This window comes from Pseudomonas sp. 2, from assembly GCF_056627435.1.
The window spans coordinates 424,991-441,244 of record NZ_JBWXNG010000003.1; the positions used below are offsets into that span (position 1 = coordinate 424,991).

The window sequence follows — 16,254 nt, forward strand, 5'->3', positions numbered from 1 at the left end:
GCCAGGGTTCACCCTGTCTCTGGCAGTGACGGGTTACCGGAAAGGATCTGATACGTGATTGGACGTTTACGCGGGGCGTTGGTCGAGAAACAGCCGCCGCACCTGGTGCTGGATGTCAACGGCGTGGGGTATGAGGTCGAAGTGCCCATGACCACCCTTTATCGTCTGCCTCATGTTGGTGAGACGGTGACGTTGCACACCCATCTGGTGGTTCGCGAGGACGCGCACCTGCTGTTCGGCTTCTATGAAAAGCGTGACCGCGAGATGTTTCGCGAGCTGATCCGCCTCAATGGCGTTGGCCCCAAGCTGGCGCTGGCGTTGATGTCCACGCTTGAGGTTGATGAGCTGGTGCGTTGTGTTCAGGCTCAGGACACCTCAGCGCTGACCCGTGTGCCAGGCGTTGGCAAGAAGACTGCCGAGCGTCTGCTGGTCGAGCTCAAGGACCGTTTCAAGGCCTGGGACGCGTTGCCGGGTACTTTTGCGCTGGTTTCCGACGGCCCGGGTGCTCCGCTGCCGGTGGCGACGGCCGAATCCGATGCGGTCAGCGCGCTGATCTCCCTGGGCTACAAGCCGCAGGAAGCCAGCAAGGCGGTCACCGCCATCAAAGACAAGAACCTGAGCAGCGAAGACCTGATTCGCCGCGCACTCAAGGGGATGCTGTAAGTGATCGAAGCCGACCGCCTGATCGCCGCCACCGGGCGCGACCGAGACGAGCAACTGGACCGGGCCATTCGCCCGCTGAGCCTTGCCGACTACATCGGCCAGCCGACCGTTCGCGAGCAGATGGAGCTGTTCATCCAGGCTGCCCGCGGACGCAACGAAGCGCTGGACCACACGCTGATCTTCGGCCCGCCCGGCCTTGGTAAAACCACCCTGGCCAACATCATTGCCCAGGAAATGTCCGTTTCCATCAAGAGCACCTCGGGCCCCGTGCTGGAGCGCCCGGGGGATCTGGCCGCGATCCTGACCAACCTCGAGCCGCACGACGTACTGTTCATCGACGAAATCCACCGCCTGTCGCCGATTGTCGAGGAAGTGCTTTATCCGGCAATGGAAGATTTCCAGCTCGACATCATGATCGGCGAAGGCCCGGCGGCGCGCTCGATCAAGCTCGATCTGCCTCCGTTTACCCTGGTGGGCGCGACAACCCGCGCCGGCATGCTGACCAATCCTCTGCGTGACCGCTTCGGTATCGTGCAGCGTCTTGAGTTCTACAGCATCGCTGACCTGGCAACCATCGTGTCCCGCTCGGCAGGGATTCTGGGTTTGCCGATCGAGGACGAAGGCGCATTCGAGATTGCCCGTCGTGCACGTGGTACGCCACGAATCGCCAACCGTCTGCTGCGTCGGGTGCGGGATTTTGCCGAGGTGCGTGGTAAGGGCCAGATCACCAAGGCCATCGCCGATCAGGCGTTGAACCTGCTGGATGTCGACGAGCGCGGGTTCGATCACCAGGACCGGCGTCTGCTATTGACCATGATCGAGAAGTTCGACGGTGGCCCGGTGGGTGTCGACAACCTGGCTGCAGCGATCAGCGAGGAGCGCCACACCATCGAGGACGTGCTGGAGCCGTACCTGATTCAACAAGGTTATATGATGCGCACGCCACGTGGGCGCATGGTCACGCGCCATGCCTACCTGCACTTTGGCCTGAACATTCCCTCGCGAATGGGCGAGCGGGCAGGGCAGGGCGAGCCGCTTGACGATACCGACGAATAAATTCGGGCTCGACTGATTTATTCAGGCGTTTGGTGGTCTGACGGGCAGTCACGGCAAAGTGATGCCAATGTTGTGGTAAAAACCATGAAAAACAGTTGCCTGGCCGGATTGGCAACCTGAGGAGTAAGCACTAGAGTATGCGCGCGCAAAACGGGGCTCAGTCGTTCGCACATCGCTGTCGCGTTTATTACGAGGACACTGATGCTGGCGGCGTCGTCTACTACGTCAATTATCTGAAATTCATGGAACGGGCTCGAACCGAGCGTCTGCGGGAATTGGGCTTCGCCCAGTCTGCGCTGGCCGGGGACGAGAACCTGTTGTTTGTCGTGCATTCCAGTGAGGCGCGGTATCACAGCCCGGCGCGGCTGGACGATGAGCTGCTGGTCAGCGCCGAAGTGATCGAATTGAACCGCGTCAGCCTGCGCTTTCAGCAAAGCGTCAGGCGGGCTGCGGATAATGTACTGCTCTGCGAAGGGCAGTTTTTGGTGGCGTGCGTACGCGCCGACAGTTTCAGACCCCGGGCCATTCCCGAAACTCTGCGCGCGGCCCTTGCCGGCCAGAGTGGCGCGGGTACACATTCAGAGCAGGAGATACAGCGTGGAAGCTAACGTCGTCGACCATACCTCCATGTGGAGTTTGGTCAGCAATGCCAGCGTGGTCGTTCAGTTGGTGATGCTGATCCTGGTGGCCGCATCGGTCACTTCGTGGATCATGATTTTTCAGCGCAGCTCCATGCTGCGTGCCGGCCGTCGTGCGCTGGACACCTTCGAGGAACGCTTCTGGTCGGGCATCGACCTGTCCAAGCTGTATCGTCAGGCGGGCAGCAACCCAGACCCGGATTCCGGCGTCGAGCAGATCTTCCGTGCCGGCTTCAAGGAATTCTCCCGTCTGCGTCAGCAACCGGGCGTCGACCCTGATGCCGTGATGGAAGGCGTGGCCCGTGCCATGCGCGTGGCCATCTCCCGCGAGGAAGAGAAGCTCGAGCAGAGCCTGCCGTTTCTGGCCACCGTCGGTTCCACCAGCCCGTACGTCGGTCTGTTCGGTACCGTGTGGGGGATCATGAACTCCTTCCGCGGCCTGGCCACTGCACAGCAGGCCACCCTGGCTACCGTGGCGCCGGGTATCGCCGAAGCACTGATCGCGACCGCCATCGGTCTGTTCGCCGCAATCCCGGCTGTAATTGCCTACAACCGTTTCTCCGCCCGCGGCGAGAACCTGATTGGCCGTTACTACACATTCGCCGACGAATTCCAGGCGATCCTGCACCGTAAAGTGCACACCAGCGAAGACTGAGCAGGTATTTCCCAATGGCTTTAATCGCTCGCGGCCGACGCGGCAAACGCAAGCCGGTCGCCGAAATGAACGTGGTGCCGTACATCGACGTGATGCTGGTACTGCTGGTCATCTTCATGGTGACCGCGCCAATGATTAACCAGGGCGTGAAAGTCGATCTGCCCAAGGTCTCCAGCGAGGCCTTGCCGCAGGACAACAACAATCAGGTCCTGACCATTTCGATCAAGGCTGACAAGACCTACTACTGGAACCTTGGCAGTGAAGTCGATACCGACAAGCAGATGGACAAGGCCATGACCCTGCCTCAGCTGACCAGCGCCGTGACCAAGATCATTGCCGCCGGTCGCGAAGCCGGCAAGCAGACCCAGGTGTTCATTCGTGGCGACAAATCCGTTGATTACGGCGCCGTGATGGGCACGATGGGCGGATTGCAGAAGGCCGGGGTCGGGAACGTTGGTCTGATTACCGAGGCGCCCTGATGCAGCCGATTCGAGAGCCGTCAGCCTCGGAAAGCTACTTCTGGCCGTCTGTCTGGGCCGTGGCTCTGCACGTCCTGATTTTTGGTCTGCTGTTCGTCAGTTTTGCCATGACACCGGAGCTGCCTGAAGCAAGGCCCATCGTCCAGGCAACGCTCTATCAGTTGAAGTCCAAGAGCCAGGCAACCACCCAGACCAACCAGAAGCTGGCTGGCGAGGCCAAGAAGTCCGCTGCGCGACAGACTGAAGTCGAGCAGATGGAACAGAAGAAAGTCGAGCAAGAGGCGATAAAGGCGGCGGAACAAAAGAAAGCCGATGCCGCTCAAAAGGCCGAAGAACAGAAGGCTGAGGAAGCGAAGAAAGCGGAAGAGGCGAAAAAGGCCGACGACGCGAAGAAAGCCGAAGCCAAGAAGGCGGAAGATGCCAAGAAAGCCGCCGAAGAGAAACAATTGGCTGATATAGCCAAGAAGAAGGCTGAGGACGACGCCAAGAAAAAAGCCGAGGAAGACGCCAAGCGCGCGGCCGCCGAGGAAGCCAAGAAACAGGCTGCCGAGGATGCCAAGAAGCAGGCGGCTGAAGACGCGAAGAAAAAGGCTGCCGAAGACGCGAAGAAAAAAGCGGCTGAGGATGCCAAGAAAAAGGCTGCTGACGACGCCAAGAAGAAGGCCCAGGATGCTGCCCGCAAATCGGCGGAAGAGAAGAAGGCGCAAGCACTGGCCGACCTGCTCTCCGACAAGCCGGAACGCCAACAGGCGCTGGCCGATGAGCGTGGCGACGAGGTTGCTGGTAACTTCGACGACCTGATTCGTTCTCGCGCTTCCGAAGGTTGGGCTCGTCCGCCTTCAGCACGCAAGGGCATGGCGGTCGTGCTGCAGATCAGCATGTTGCCGGACGGCACCATTACTTCGGTAAGCGTGAGCAAGTCCAGCGGCGATGGACCTTTTGACAGTTCGGCGGTAGCGGCGGTCAAGAATATTGGTCGTTTGACAGAGATGCAGGGGCTGAAACCTTCGGATTTCGCACCTTATCGTTCATTCAAGATGACATTCACACCTGAGGATCTAGCCTTGTGATTAACCTTCTTCGAGGATTGCTTGTCGTTCTTTGTTGCGCAGCGGGTTTCGCCGCTGCCGACGAAAAGAACATTCTGGTCACAAGCGGCAGTGACCGTGCCACGCCTATCGCAGTCGTGCCTTTCGGCTTGCAGGGCGGTAGTGTATTGCCTGAAGACATGGCCCAGATCATCAGCAATGACCTGCTGAACTCGGGCTACTACTCGCCTATTCCAAAGGAAAACATGATCAGCCAGCCGAGCCAGGCCAGCGAAGTCATCTTCCGTGACTGGAAAGCGCTGGGTGCCCAGTACGTGATGGTCGGCAACATCGTGCCATCGGGCGGTCGTCTGCAGGTTTCGTATGCACTGTTCAACGTGGCGACCGAACAGCAAGTGCTGACCGGCAACGTGTCGGGTACCACCGACCAGCTGCGTGACATGGCGCACTACATCTCCGACCAGTCGTTCGAAAAACTGACCGGCATCAAGGGTGCGTTCTCCACGCGCATGCTGTACGTCACTGCCGAGCGTTTCGGTGGCAACAACACGCGCTACACCCTGCAGCGCTCGGACTACGACGGTGCCCGCGCAGTAACCCTGCTGCAATCCCGCGAGCCGATTCTGTCGCCGCGTTTCGCGCCTGATGGCAAGCGCATCGCCTATGTGTCGTTCGAACAGAAGCGTCCGCGCATCTTCGTCCAGCACATCGACACCGGCCGTCGTGAGCAGATCACCAACTTCGAAGGCCTGAACGGCGCGCCTGCCTGGTCTCCGGACGGCAGCAAGCTGGCCATGGTGCTGTCCAAAGACGGCAACCCGGAAATTTATGTGATGAACCTGGCTTCGCGTCAGCTTTCGCGGGTCACCAATGATTCGTCCATCGATACCGAACCTTTCTTCGGTAAAGACGGCTCGACCATTTACTTCACATCCGATCGTGGCGGCAAGCCGCAGATCTATAAAACGAGCATTAACGGTGGTGGTGCCGAACGCGTCACATTCATCGGCAACTACAACGCCAACCCTAAGTTGTCGGCTGATGAAAAGACGCTGGTGATGATCCATCGTCAGGATGGCTTCACCAACTTCAAGGTAGCGGCTCAGGATTTGCAACGCGGTAGCGTAAAAATCCTTACAGACAGTAACCTTGATGAGTCACCTACTGTTGCGCCCAACGGCACCATGGTAATCTACGCCACCCGCCAGCAGGGCCGGGGAGTCTTGATGCTCGTGTCCATCAATGGACGCGTAAGGCTCCCGCTTCCTACCGCTCAAGGCGAAGTCAGAGAACCTTCCTGGTCCCCTTACCTGAACTGACGCGGCGCTTTACGTTGTACTTAACACAATTGGGGTTCATTAGGAGTTTCACGATGGAAATGCTGAAGTTTGGTAAATTCGCTGCGCTGGCTCTGGCCATGGCTGTAGCTGTAGGTTGCTCGTCCAAGGGCGGCGACAATGCCGGTCAAGGCGCTGCTGTCGATCCAAACGCTGGTTACGGCGCCAACACTGGTGCAGTTGATGGCTCCCTGAGCGAAGAAGCTGCTCTGCGCGCAATCACCACTTTCTACTTCGAATACGACAGTTCTGACCTGAAGCCAGAAGCCATGCGCGCTCTGGACGTTCACGCCAAGGACCTGAAAGCCAACGGCGCTCGCGTCGTTCTGGAAGGCAACACCGACGAACGCGGTACTCGCGAATACAACCTGGCACTGGGCGAGCGTCGTGCGAAAGCCGTTCAACGCTACCTGGTTCTGCAAGGCGTTTCGCCAGCTCAGCTGGAACTGGTTTCCTACGGTGAAGAGCGTCCAGTTGCTACCGGCAACGACGAGCAATCCTGGGCTCAAAACCGTCGCGTCGAACTGCGTAAGTAATTTGACATGCGAACGTGCCGCCGTGCTTTAACCGTTTTGGCTCTCACCCTTCCTCTTGCAGCGATGGGTGCGGTTCCTGTGGTCGATGACAACTCTGGCTCCGCTGGCAGCAGTTATCCGCCATCGGGTTATGGTACGGCGGGCGCCTACGCCGGAGGCGGGGTTACGACCCAGCCTTCGGCGCAAGGTCAGCTGTTCATGCAGTTGCAGCAAATGCAGGATGAAATTTCGCGCTTGCGCGGAATCGTCGAAGTCCAGCAGAACGATATCCAGCAGATGAAGCAAGAAGCGCTGGATCGTTACAAGGACCTGGACTCCCGCATCGGAGCTGGCGGCGCACCTGCCGCACCAGCTGCCAACAATTCAGCTTCCGACGGCGGCATCAATGCCGGCGGAGCACCCGCAGCACCTGCCGCAGGCGCTGGTGGTCAAGTACCGCAGACCAGCACCGAACCCGGCGATCCGGCGAAAGAAAAGCTCTATTACGATGCTGCTTTCGACCTGATCAAGGCCAAGGATTTCGACAAGGCCAGCCAGGCGTTCTCGGCGTTCCTGCGCAAATACCCAAACAGCCAGTACGCGGGTAACGCCCAGTACTGGTTGGGCGAAGTGAATCTGGCCAAGGGCGACCTTCAAGGCGCAGGCCAGGCTTTCGCCAAAGTAAGCCAGCTGTACCCCAAGCACGCCAAGGTGCCTGACTCGCTCTACAAGCTGGCAGATGTCGAACGCCGTCTGGGTCACACCGACAAGGTCAAGGGCATTCTGCAGCAGGTCGTCGCCCAGTACCCGGGTACTTCGGCCGCTCAGCTGGCTCAGCGGGACCTTCAGCGTCTCTGATTGCCGGTCAGCTTGACCACGGATTCAAGAAAGCCGCGCGTTGCGCGGCTTTTTTCGTTAGAATCTTGCACCCGAAATTCCGGTATTGATTACGCTTCTGTAGATTCTGCGAGCGCAGGGTGTACAAAAGTGCCTGACGGAGGCGGATGGCCTGTTTAGCCGTTACGCCCGTGGCCCCTATGCAAGACACATTACGCATCACCGAAGTCTTTTACTCTTTGCAGGGTGAAACGCGCACGGCAGGCTTGCCTACCGTTTTTGTGCGCCTCACCGGCTGCCCTTTGCGCTGCGGCTACTGCGACAGCGAATACGCCTTCAGCGGCGGCACCATCCAGACCCTGGACTCGCTCATGGAGCAAGTGGCCAGCTACCGTCCGCGTTATGTCTGTGTGACCGGCGGCGAGCCGTTGGCCCAGCCCAATGCCATCCCGCTGCTCAAGCGCCTGTGCGACGCCGGCTACGAGGTTTCCCTGGAAACCAGCGGCGCGCTGGACATCTCCAAAGTTGATCCGCGGGTCAGTCGTGTCGTCGACCTTAAAACCCCCGGCTCGACGGAGGTCGCGCGCAATCGATACGAAAACATCGAGCTGCTGACGCCTAACGACCAGGTCAAGTTCGTCATTTGCTCGCGCGAAGACTACGACTGGGCCGTCTCCAAGCTGATCCAGTACGGCCTGGAACGTCGCGCCGGTGAGGTGCTGTTTTCACCGGTCGCCCATGATCTGCGTCCGCGGGATCTGGCCGACTGGATCGTGGCTGACAACCTGCCGGTACGCATGCAACTGCAACTGCACAAAATCCTCTGGGACGACGAGCCAGGGCGCTGACATGAGTGAGCAAACCATGACTGAGAAAAGAGCGGTAATCCTGCTGTCCGGCGGCCTGGACTCCGCCACCGTGGTGGCCATGGCCAAGGCCGATGGCTACACCTGCTACACCATGAGCTTCGACTACGGCCAGCGCCATCGCGCCGAGCTGCAAGCGGCCGAGCGTGTTGCGAAAGATCTGGGCGTGGTCGAGCACAAAGTCATCGGCCTGAACCTGAACGGCATCGGCGGCTCGGCACTGACCGACAGCAGCATCGCCGTTCCGGAAACCCCGGGCGAAGGCATTCCGGTGACCTACGTGCCGGCGCGCAATACCGTGTTCCTGTCCCTGGCCCTGGGCTGGGCCGAAGTGCTGGGCGCCCGTGACATCTTCATCGGCGTCAACGCCGTGGACTATTCCGGCTACCCGGACTGCCGCCCCGAGTTCGTTGAGTCGTTCGAACGCATGGCCAACCTGGCCACCAAGGCCGGCGTGGAAGGGCAGGGCTTCACCATTCAGGCACCGCTGCAAATGATGAGCAAGGCCGATATCGTCAAGGCCGGCACCCGCCTGGGCGTCGACTACAGCCTCACCGTTTCCTGCTACCAAGCCGACGATCAAGGCCGCGCCTGCCGCAAATGCGACAGCTGCCGCCTGCGCGCAGAAGGCTTCGCCGCCGCCGGTTTGCAGGACCCGACAAATTATTTTTAACTTTTTTTCGTTAAGGTGTTGAATTACTGAGAAATTACAGTAATATACGCGCCACCACGAAGCGGGTCGTTAGCTCAGTTGGTAGAGCAGTTGGCTTTTAACCAATTGGTCGTAGGTTCGAATCCTACACGACCCACCATCTTCAAAACCCGAGAGGTCCACGCAAGTGTGAATTCTTGGGTTTTTTTTCGTCTGAAGCAAAGCGGGGCGCGGGTTTGAGCTGTGGTTAGGGCTTTCGCCAACGTGCAGACATGCAGCCGTCTGAGGCGAACAGTAGTTTCGGGTGGGTGTGATGTCAATATTGATTCCGGCGCTTACAGGGACGACCCCGTAACCGGAAGTCAACGAAATTGCCGCCTTCCAAACCGCCGAATTGAGTAATGGATCACTGGTCCAACTTGACGCCAGGCCGATATCTTCAGGGCTCGCCTCTCTGTCTGGGCATCCCTGTCGCGTGCCGTTGGGTGACACGTTCACCACATGCAAAACTTTAAGATCGGCCGATCTGAAATTGTTACCAAGAGTAAGATTTGATCCCCACTCTCCTGGCCATCAGCTCAAGCAAAACTGAATGCTCGGAGTATTCATCTTCTGATGGGGCAGAGGGGAGGGCTAGGTCTTCCCACCAGGTTCCCGGCCCATCCCACGGCAGTTCATGACTCAGTCCCGTTCCGGCCGGCAGCATTGCCTGCTCCAGCGCGTCGCGTTCCGAGTCGGCGCCGGATACTTGCCTTGGCTGAGTCGGGTCGACATTCCTGAGCGAGCTGCTGAGGAGCTTTGAAGCTCGATCTTGCTGAGAGGAGGTTGGCGCGGGAAGCGCTAATAGTGGGGGCTGTGGGGAGTCCAGCTCCACAGGCACCTGATCGTCTACCCGCTGCTCAAAGAGGATCGCCCCCTGAGTCACGCTTCGTTCATGCATCACCGTGCGCATGTGCTCGTAGTCGACCTCGATGTAGCTCAGCGTCGTGGCGATGTTCGAATGGTTGAGCAAGCTTTTGGTGATGTGGATGTTGCGTTCGGGTTGTCGCATCAGGTCGGTTGCGATCGTGTGCCTGAAGCGATGGGGCGTCATGCGAATGCCAACGTGCTGGGTCAGCTTCTTGTACATCCCCTCGATCTGATCAATGTTCATGACCTGCCGACGGTAGTACCGGGAAAAACGGTTGACGTTGAACAGCTGATCGTCAGGTTCGAACCCTGCATCGCGAGCGGCTTCCAGCAATCGCGAGATGTGTGTTTCAAGCCCCGGCGCGATGGGGATTGTGAACTCTTGATGGGTTTTCTCTGTATCAGCCTGGACGATGATGACTTTGTTGGGCCAGTCCACGTCGCGGTAGCGCAGCATCAGCAGCGCGTTCAGCCGGATACCCGTGTAGTAAAACATTTCATAGACGACTAGCCAGAACCACGCCGGCGTTATTCGGGCGCGGTTTTTCGTTGTGCGTTCCTCTGTCACCAATGACCTGAGCCAGACCCGTGCCAGCTTGATGCCGTCGCGCTGTACGGTCTTGCTTGGGCGCTTTGGAGGCACAACAGCAGTTTTCTTGAACGGGTTGGCCGTGATATGGAGCAGCGCCCCGTGCTCCATCGCATAACCCCAGAGGGTTCGAAGGTGGCTGGAGTAGGTGTTCCAACTCACCTTTGTAAGCCCCCTGACGAGCTCCTTGCGACGCCATCCGAGCACGGCACGATGATCAACCGAGGTTGCGCAACAGTCGTCTCCGAAGTGTCGAAGCAGAGCGCGTGTGGCAGCCAGGTAGGTCTTTTCGCTGGACTCTCGGAGGACATGAGTAATGATGTAATCGTTCGCGATATCCATTGGGGCGGTCATTCAACATCCCCCGCTTTATTGGCTTCCACGCTCAGACTCGGGTTGTCGAAAGGCACCTCAGTGAAGATGGTCAGCGGGTCTTTGAGCAGGTATCCCCGCAGTTGTTTGGTCCTCCGTGGACCGGTCACTTTGCATGTCCAGATGTTCAAGCTTCTCTCCGTTTTGAGGTGTAGTTTTTGTTTTTCGAAAGCTCGTTGCACCAATTGCCAAGCGTCGATGTCGCGCGCTTTGGCCTGGGCCTCCATGGCGGGAAATTCCTGCACGAAGCGTTTGAAGATCCCCGGCGTTACCAGCATCGCGGTGCCAGAGACTGTGTGGACCAAGGCCTTGGTGTCGTTGATGATGATCCGGTGGCTGATGAGGCCCTCCCTGAGCCATTCCACGAAGGTGGGGCCCAGGTCCAGTGGGGCGTTCGTATCGGTGGGGACGGGGTTGGACGTGTGGGGCTGTTCGTCCCGCGCGGGAGAGCCCACGTATGGCTCTCCGGGCTCATCCGGAGTCGCTGGCTCATTCGCGCGACCCTTCTCGACAGGGGCTTCTGGTGAGGTTGCTACGTTGTCCAGAAGATCCAGTAATGCTGCAATATCGGCAGGTGCGGCATCTGCAGGTGCAGTGATTGGGGCGGGCAATTCGCTCGAGGTAGGTAAGGCGTTTGCCACTGGCTGTGGTGCGTCTGGCACCTGCATCGACTTAGCATCAGTGGGCTCGTCGGCACTGGTCTCCTGCGCTGTAATCATCCCCTGATACGCGAGTGGGCGATCCTTGGCATCCGTCCAGATCAGCGCTGGAGAGAGCTTGAGAAGCGTGAATGTGTTCGTCCAGCCCTTGCCGTTGTCGATGCTGGCCTTCCAGATCGCTTTGTTCTGGGCATTGACCTGGATGACTCCCTGATCCTGAAGCATGTTGAAGAAAGGAGCGTTGGAGCTGGGTACGCCCTCGACGCCCTGGGTCAGCAGGTAAGCTCGCAACTGGTCTGCGATGGGCTTGCTCACAAGCCACAGCGCATCGTCGGTGAGCCAGCCATCCGACGGGCCATCAGGCTGATTGAGTTTGAACTTGTCGCGCACCAGGTGGCGCAAACCATCCGCCAATTTTCGCTGCAGCGATTGTTTGGGCGCCGCGAGGGCTCGGGATGGATTCCCGCCAAGCTCCTGTGCGACGGATGCGCGATCGGCCTGCACCACGATCTCGCCCAGAATGCCGGCGTGTTCGTACTGACCCGCCAACACGAATATCAGCTGCGACCAGGCTTCGGGAAAACCGCTGAGCCAGTCCAGGATCTCGGGTGACAGAATTTGCGTGTAAGTGAGGGCTGCGGCCGCTCCGTGCAGCTGGTAGTCGCGTCCCTTCGCGTACCTGAAGCGATATGGATCTTTGATGGGGCCGTGCCACGGATGCCAAGCCTTACCGCTCTGCAATTCGACGTGTACGTCGACAGCGATCTCGCCGATGTCGTGTAGCAAGGCACCGTATGCCGCTGCGGCAGTCCAGGCTTCGGCCTGTGCGGATTGTGATTCGGGCGGCGCACCGATCGGCAGCAGATACGTCTGACGGATCTTCAGCGCGTAGGCGACAATCTCCAGCCCATGATCGAGCATTCCGCCAAGGTGTGCATGGTGATGGTTTTCCGAAGCAGGTAGTTGCTGGACCAACTCTGCATAGCGCTGCAGCGGTTTGCGGTACAGCTCGGTGAATTGCTGTCTCGAGAGAGAAGCCCGCTGCCAGATGTTTTCCAGCAACGCCTGGCGCCGTGGGGAGGCGAGAAGGGTGGTGCTCTGTTCCGGTTTCAGAAACCCGCCGGGGCATGACGCGTCTTGGGTTATCGGTTTGTTTCGGCGGAACAGGGTGAACATGGCCAGCTCCAAAATCGAATTCTGGGGCAGGCTTTTCTTCTATCCGCCGGGAAGGATTCAACGAGAAAACTGTTCTCGCGACACCGTGGATTTTGTGAGCGCTGCCCATTTGTTCAATTTTGGAGCGAGGCGAATCGTGGCGTATGTCGGGGACGGTCTGAAAAAGTTGAAGGGCATTTCCTACGCGCTGCACGGCTTCGGCCGGTATTTTTCCTACGGAGAAATCAGAAATGTCACCGGATTTCCGTCGAGCATATAGTGGGTCTGAAACACCGTAGCCTTTTGCGTTTTCAGCCCTTTTGGATAGGGCTTTTACCCTTGTTCATCCATTCCCTTCGCTTGGAAACCCTTTGATTCCGGGCCCTTCACCATTTCACGCGTCAGGCAGATGAAGCCTGGCTTCCATTGCATCGTGGAGTACCCGAACGACCTCCATTACCTGATCGTCCGCGAGGCGATAGAAGACGAAATGCCGCGGATTTTGTACCAACCCATGCAGGGGTTGTGCACGGGTTCTGGAGTAAGTCAGATGAAAACTTCTCAAGCCTGGGCAGATTTCGTCTCGCATGCTGCTGCCGATCCGGCCCGGTGCACGGGCCAGATCCTCAAATGCGGTGCGGAGTAGATGCTGATAGCGAAGCCGGGCTGTGGTACCGAATTCGGCCTGGGTGTACTGCAAAATGTCGGTGATGTCGGAGCGGGCGGTATGAGATACGCGGTATCGCGGGATGCTCAATGCTTCTCTCCAGCCAATGCTGCGGCGTGGTTGCCCAGCTCGTCCAGGAAGTCCCCCAGCTCCTCACCGCTCACCTCGGTGAAACGCCCCTGCTCCAGATCCAACAGACCCGTCGAAGCAGCGCGCCGCAGAGCTTCAAGCTTGGCAGTCTCTTCTGCCTCGCGCCGCTCCAGCAGCCGCAGGCCTTCGCGCAATACCTCACTGGCGTTCTGATAACGGCCGGAGAGGACCAAGTCATTGACGACCTGCTCCAGGTGCTCGGTAAGGACAACGTTTCGGGTGGCCATGATGTGCTCCGCGCGCTTGATGGAGAATTGGATCTGGTTGGCAGATTATGCCATTCGGGTTGCGCAGACGCCATTCTCGACGTATATAGGATCCAATTTCGCAAGGATTGCGTGGAGGCAACGTTGGGAACGAACAAAAGTCAGGCTGAATGCCAGAGCTGCCATCACTCGATGGTGCCAAGGGTAGTCTTCTCGGAAGGTCAGCCCTCTCACTCGATTTGTCCTTTCTGTGGGCAGATCTACAAAGACTTCAATCCATACGATGGGGCTGGTGCGTTTGCCTTGGGAGAGTTCCTGGGGAGGATCTGGAAGATGGCGCCGGTGGAGAAGGGGTTCGTGGATGCGTTGACCCATAGTGGGCTCACGGCCGGGACCGCGAAGCGCTTATTCACAGTTCTCAAACTCAGCGTACTCGTCGCGGCGTTGGCTTTGATGCGCATGCGTTGATGGAGGAACAGAGATGAGTGTCAAAACTTCCCGTGGATTCGCTGCAGCAGTAGGCCACGGCATTGGTTCAACTGTCGCCTTTTTCATTTCGGGTGATCACGCAGCGTTGCGATGGATCAAGCGTGGGATCGGTGCGTGCCTGGTCTTCTTTGTGTTGAGCTACCTCGGCCGCGCAATGGCGGAAGTGATCGTGACGATGTTAGTGCTGTCATTGGTGGTGTTGGCCATCACTCGCGACCGCCCCACCTGCGGATCGGTGGACTCTGATATCTACGAGCCTGTTGAGGACCTTGATGACTCCTGTACGTCGAGTAACGATCCCTATGCGCAAAATGACCTCAATCACCCTCTGCTTCGCGAAAGCGACTTCAACTGGGAGAGTCGGGACTGAGGGCCTGTCCAGGCCCTCCAGCGCGTACTTACTCATTGCCGGTTGCGATTGACTTTATACCCTTCTGGGCCATGCCTCCTGCGCTGCTTCCAGCTTGCTGCACAGATTTGCTTCCTTCTGAAAGTGCAGACATCAGATTCCCGGCACTCACCCCAGCCCACAGCAGAGCTGTGATCCAGAATGCTGGAAAAATCACGAACATAGTGGCCATCACGAAGTTCAGAATCGCGTCCTGTGTCGCCGTGTTGATCCCCATCACCGGATCGAAGCTGAGATGCGGGGAGCCGACACCATACAGAGCGTCCAGAATGGTGCTATCGATCCACCTGGCCAGTTGAAACCAGAAGTCGACGAAGATCAGCGAGAAGAACACCACGGTCATGGTCATCGCCGTCTTGAGTTGGTAAGACCCTATCACCAATACCAACGGGATGCAGATCACCATCGCCATCTTCACAAACGCCATGATCATAGGCAGGGCCTGGCGCACCATATCCATTGCCGGGAAATAGGCCAGCGATCCCACGGCAACGCCAAGAGCGCCGCCGGCGCGCGCCAGTCCGTTCCAGATTGTCCCGCCCACCTGACCACCATAGTCGGTGTAGACGTCCCCCAGTTTCTGCTTTGAGGGGGATGCAAGCTGCCTGACCAGGGCATCGTTGACATCGTCAGTGGGCAGCCACTTGGCCCAGGCCATTACCCTCGTGGTAACGCCTGGATCGATCTGATCCTGAATCCTGTACTTGAGCCCGGTCCCGGTATCTGACCACCACTGCTTGCATGTCGGGTAGCCGCCACCTCCCGAGACTTTGGGAAGACCCACATCGCGCCCGGCATCGTATGGCCACAGAGCGCGAGGAGTCTTGGAGTAGTCGGTGTCGTAATACCCGGGCGTTTGAAGAAAGAAGCGTGAGCCTATCCAGTTCAGATCGATCTGCATGATGTCGAAGTTGGCGGACCCGCCAAGCTCCGGCTGGCGCATGAACACTCGCGCTCGGGAAGGTCCATAGCAGTCATGGGTGAAGTCGGCGATTTCCTGTGCCAGGAGCGGATTGTTGATACGGGTGTTGTCGACGTCCATCCGCAGTTGGCGAAGATCCGTACCGCAGGGAATCGCGGCCACCGCGCCGTTGGTAATCCCCTTCGACAGCGCATGCATGAACGCCCACCACACTGGCATCTGCGCGCTTTTGCCGGCAAGGCTGCTGAATGTGGTGTTCCACCCGGTGTCGGCGGGTGAAGGCAGGAGGTACTGGCACTGCTGGGCCCGGGCTTGATCGAACTGCAGGGTGTCGAAGCTGACGTTCACTGCCGGGACGCCGCACAGCGCGACCACCACGTAGCCAACGTAGACGCTGGTTTCGATGCGGGCCAGAGACAGGACGCCTTTGTTGCCCTCGTCGGCGCCTTCACCACGGGCTTTCAGCCACTCTCTGAGCACGATGATGCAGAAGGGAACGGCGAACAGTCCGGTGTCCTGAATCATTGCCCAGATGCCGTTATTGATGATCCAGCCGACCAGGGTGAGGTAATACTCCAGGTAGTCGTTGGTATAGAGCGTCATGAGAGGACTCCGGGCAGGAACGCCAGTCGGCTCACTTCGATCAGTGCGACCACTAACGCCACAAGGATTTCGACCCTGCGCAGGCGTTTGTCATGGTTGTGCCTCGCCTGCTCGGGGAGACGCGATTTCAGTTTGTACCAGGCGAATACGAGGCCGGTGTAGAGCATCAGACGCCACATGAGCAGGAATGCGTAATGGTCGGTGCGCCACTGCTGCCATGCGTCCATGCTTCCAAATACGCGAAGCAGGGCTACCGTGAACACGATGGCCACAGCGCTGAGGACCAGCAGCACGAGGACAGTCTTCAAAGTGCCGGCCGCCAGTGCCCGGATCCGGTGCCCTGTGTGCTTAACGGAGATGTTTTCAGGTTCGATCAT

At 58.7% G+C, this 16,254-nt stretch carries 19 protein-coding genes and 1 tRNA gene; 14 read left to right on the plus strand and 6 right to left on the minus strand.

Going from position 1 to position 16,254, the window contains the following annotated elements:
* The first annotated feature begins 54 nt into the window (after positions 1 to 54).
* The 12 genes from ruvA (at position 55) to AC1MEK_RS07590 (ending at position 8,907) form a co-directional block, all read left to right on the plus strand.
* Entirely contained in the window at positions 55 to 663 is a 609-nt protein-coding gene (ruvA, locus tag AC1MEK_RS07535) for a Holliday junction branch migration protein RuvA (RefSeq protein ID WP_480395627.1), read from the plus strand.
* On the plus strand, positions 664 to 1,719 hold the full coding sequence (ruvB, locus tag AC1MEK_RS07540; RefSeq protein WP_480395628.1) for a Holliday junction branch migration DNA helicase RuvB: 1,056 nt from the start codon (positions 664 to 666) through the stop codon (positions 1,717 to 1,719). It begins immediately after the preceding gene.
* Positions 1,720 to 1,856: 137 nt separating this feature from the next.
* Entirely contained in the window at positions 1,857 to 2,327 is a 471-nt protein-coding gene (gene ybgC, locus AC1MEK_RS07545; protein ID WP_480395629.1) for a tol-pal system-associated acyl-CoA thioesterase, read from the plus strand.
* Positions 2,317 to 3,012, plus strand: coding sequence for a protein TolQ (tolQ, locus tag AC1MEK_RS07550; RefSeq protein ID WP_480395630.1), 696 nt, complete (start codon positions 2,317 to 2,319; stop codon positions 3,010 to 3,012). The genes ybgC and tolQ overlap by 11 nt, the downstream gene beginning before the upstream one ends.
* A gap of 23 nt (positions 3,013 to 3,035) precedes the next feature.
* Positions 3,036 to 3,491 carry a protein TolR gene (tolR, locus tag AC1MEK_RS07555; protein ID WP_274134464.1) on the plus strand — a complete coding sequence of 152 codons (456 nt, stop codon included), beginning with the start codon at positions 3,036 to 3,038 and terminating at the stop codon, positions 3,489 to 3,491.
* The gene (tolA, locus tag AC1MEK_RS07560) at positions 3,491 to 4,561 is read left to right on the plus strand and encodes a cell envelope integrity protein TolA (RefSeq protein WP_480395631.1); all 1,071 of its coding nucleotides are present in this window, start codon (positions 3,491 to 3,493) and stop codon (positions 4,559 to 4,561) included. Before tolR ends, tolA begins: the two co-directional genes overlap by 1 nt.
* Complete coding sequence (gene tolB / locus AC1MEK_RS07565) at positions 4,558 to 5,859, plus strand: Tol-Pal system beta propeller repeat protein TolB (protein WP_480395632.1); 1,302 nt, start codon at positions 4,558 to 4,560, stop codon at positions 5,857 to 5,859. Before tolA ends, tolB begins: the two co-directional genes overlap by 4 nt.
* Before the next feature lie 53 nt (positions 5,860 to 5,912).
* Positions 5,913 to 6,413, plus strand: a complete 501-nt coding sequence (gene pal, locus AC1MEK_RS07570) for a peptidoglycan-associated lipoprotein Pal (RefSeq protein WP_074752666.1) — start codon at positions 5,913 to 5,915, stop codon at positions 6,411 to 6,413.
* 6 nt (positions 6,414 to 6,419) lie between these two features.
* Positions 6,420 to 7,250, plus strand: a complete 831-nt coding sequence (gene ybgF, locus AC1MEK_RS07575) for a tol-pal system protein YbgF (protein WP_480395633.1) — start codon at positions 6,420 to 6,422, stop codon at positions 7,248 to 7,250.
* 179 nt (positions 7,251 to 7,429) lie between these two features.
* Entirely contained in the window at positions 7,430 to 8,077 is a 648-nt protein-coding gene (queE, locus tag AC1MEK_RS07580; protein ID WP_480395634.1) for a 7-carboxy-7-deazaguanine synthase QueE, read from the plus strand.
* A gap of 16 nt (positions 8,078 to 8,093) precedes the next feature.
* A complete protein-coding gene (gene queC, locus AC1MEK_RS07585) occupies positions 8,094 to 8,768 on the plus strand; it encodes a 7-cyano-7-deazaguanine synthase QueC (protein WP_480395635.1) in 675 nt (224 codons plus the stop codon).
* A 63-nt stretch (positions 8,769 to 8,831) separates the two neighbouring features.
* Positions 8,832 to 8,907 (plus strand) — tRNA-Lys (locus tag AC1MEK_RS07590).
* A 375-nt stretch (positions 8,908 to 9,282) separates the two neighbouring features.
* Here the strand turns inward: AC1MEK_RS07590 and AC1MEK_RS07595 are convergent.
* Positions 9,283 to 10,599 (minus strand): site-specific integrase, encoded by a 1,317-nt coding sequence (locus tag AC1MEK_RS07595; protein ID WP_480395636.1) that lies wholly within the window; start codon positions 10,597 to 10,599, stop codon positions 9,283 to 9,285.
* On the minus strand, positions 10,596 to 12,452 hold the full coding sequence (gene mobH / locus AC1MEK_RS07600) for a MobH family relaxase (RefSeq protein ID WP_480395637.1): 1,857 nt from the start codon (positions 12,450 to 12,452) through the stop codon (positions 10,596 to 10,598). Before mobH ends, AC1MEK_RS07595 begins: the two co-directional genes overlap by 4 nt.
* On the opposite strand from mobH, the gene AC1MEK_RS07605 reads away from it, so the two are divergent.
* The gene (locus AC1MEK_RS07605; RefSeq protein ID WP_480395638.1) at positions 12,451 to 12,711 is read left to right on the plus strand and encodes a hypothetical protein; all 261 of its coding nucleotides are present in this window, start codon (positions 12,451 to 12,453) and stop codon (positions 12,709 to 12,711) included. The genes mobH and AC1MEK_RS07605 overlap by 2 nt on opposite strands.
* 114 nt (positions 12,712 to 12,825) lie before the next feature.
* Here the strand turns inward: AC1MEK_RS07605 and AC1MEK_RS07610 are convergent, their stop codons facing one another.
* Together AC1MEK_RS07610 and AC1MEK_RS07615 are read right to left on the minus strand one after the other, a co-directional pair.
* Complete coding sequence (locus AC1MEK_RS07610; RefSeq protein WP_480395673.1) at positions 12,826 to 13,182, minus strand: type II toxin-antitoxin system RelE/ParE family toxin; 357 nt, start codon at positions 13,180 to 13,182, stop codon at positions 12,826 to 12,828.
* Between the two features lie 2 nt (positions 13,183 to 13,184).
* Positions 13,185 to 13,475 (minus strand): type II toxin-antitoxin system ParD family antitoxin, encoded by a 291-nt coding sequence (locus AC1MEK_RS07615; protein ID WP_480395639.1) that lies wholly within the window; start codon positions 13,473 to 13,475, stop codon positions 13,185 to 13,187.
* 460 nt (positions 13,476 to 13,935) lie between these two features.
* On the opposite strand from AC1MEK_RS07615, the gene AC1MEK_RS07620 reads away from it, so the two are divergent.
* Positions 13,936 to 14,313 carry a hypothetical protein gene (locus AC1MEK_RS07620; protein WP_480395640.1) on the plus strand — a complete coding sequence of 126 codons (378 nt, stop codon included), beginning with the start codon at positions 13,936 to 13,938 and terminating at the stop codon, positions 14,311 to 14,313.
* Between the two features lie 28 nt (positions 14,314 to 14,341).
* On the opposite strand, the gene AC1MEK_RS07625 is transcribed toward AC1MEK_RS07620, so the two are convergent.
* On the minus strand, positions 14,342 to 15,877 hold the full coding sequence (locus AC1MEK_RS07625) for a conjugal transfer protein TraG N-terminal domain-containing protein (protein WP_480395641.1): 1,536 nt from the start codon (positions 15,875 to 15,877) through the stop codon (positions 14,342 to 14,344).
* Positions 15,874 to 16,254: a hypothetical protein gene (locus AC1MEK_RS07630; protein ID WP_480395642.1), complete on the minus strand. Its 381-nt coding sequence runs from the start codon at positions 16,252 to 16,254 to the stop codon at positions 15,874 to 15,876. The genes AC1MEK_RS07625 and AC1MEK_RS07630 overlap by 4 nt, the downstream gene beginning before the upstream one ends.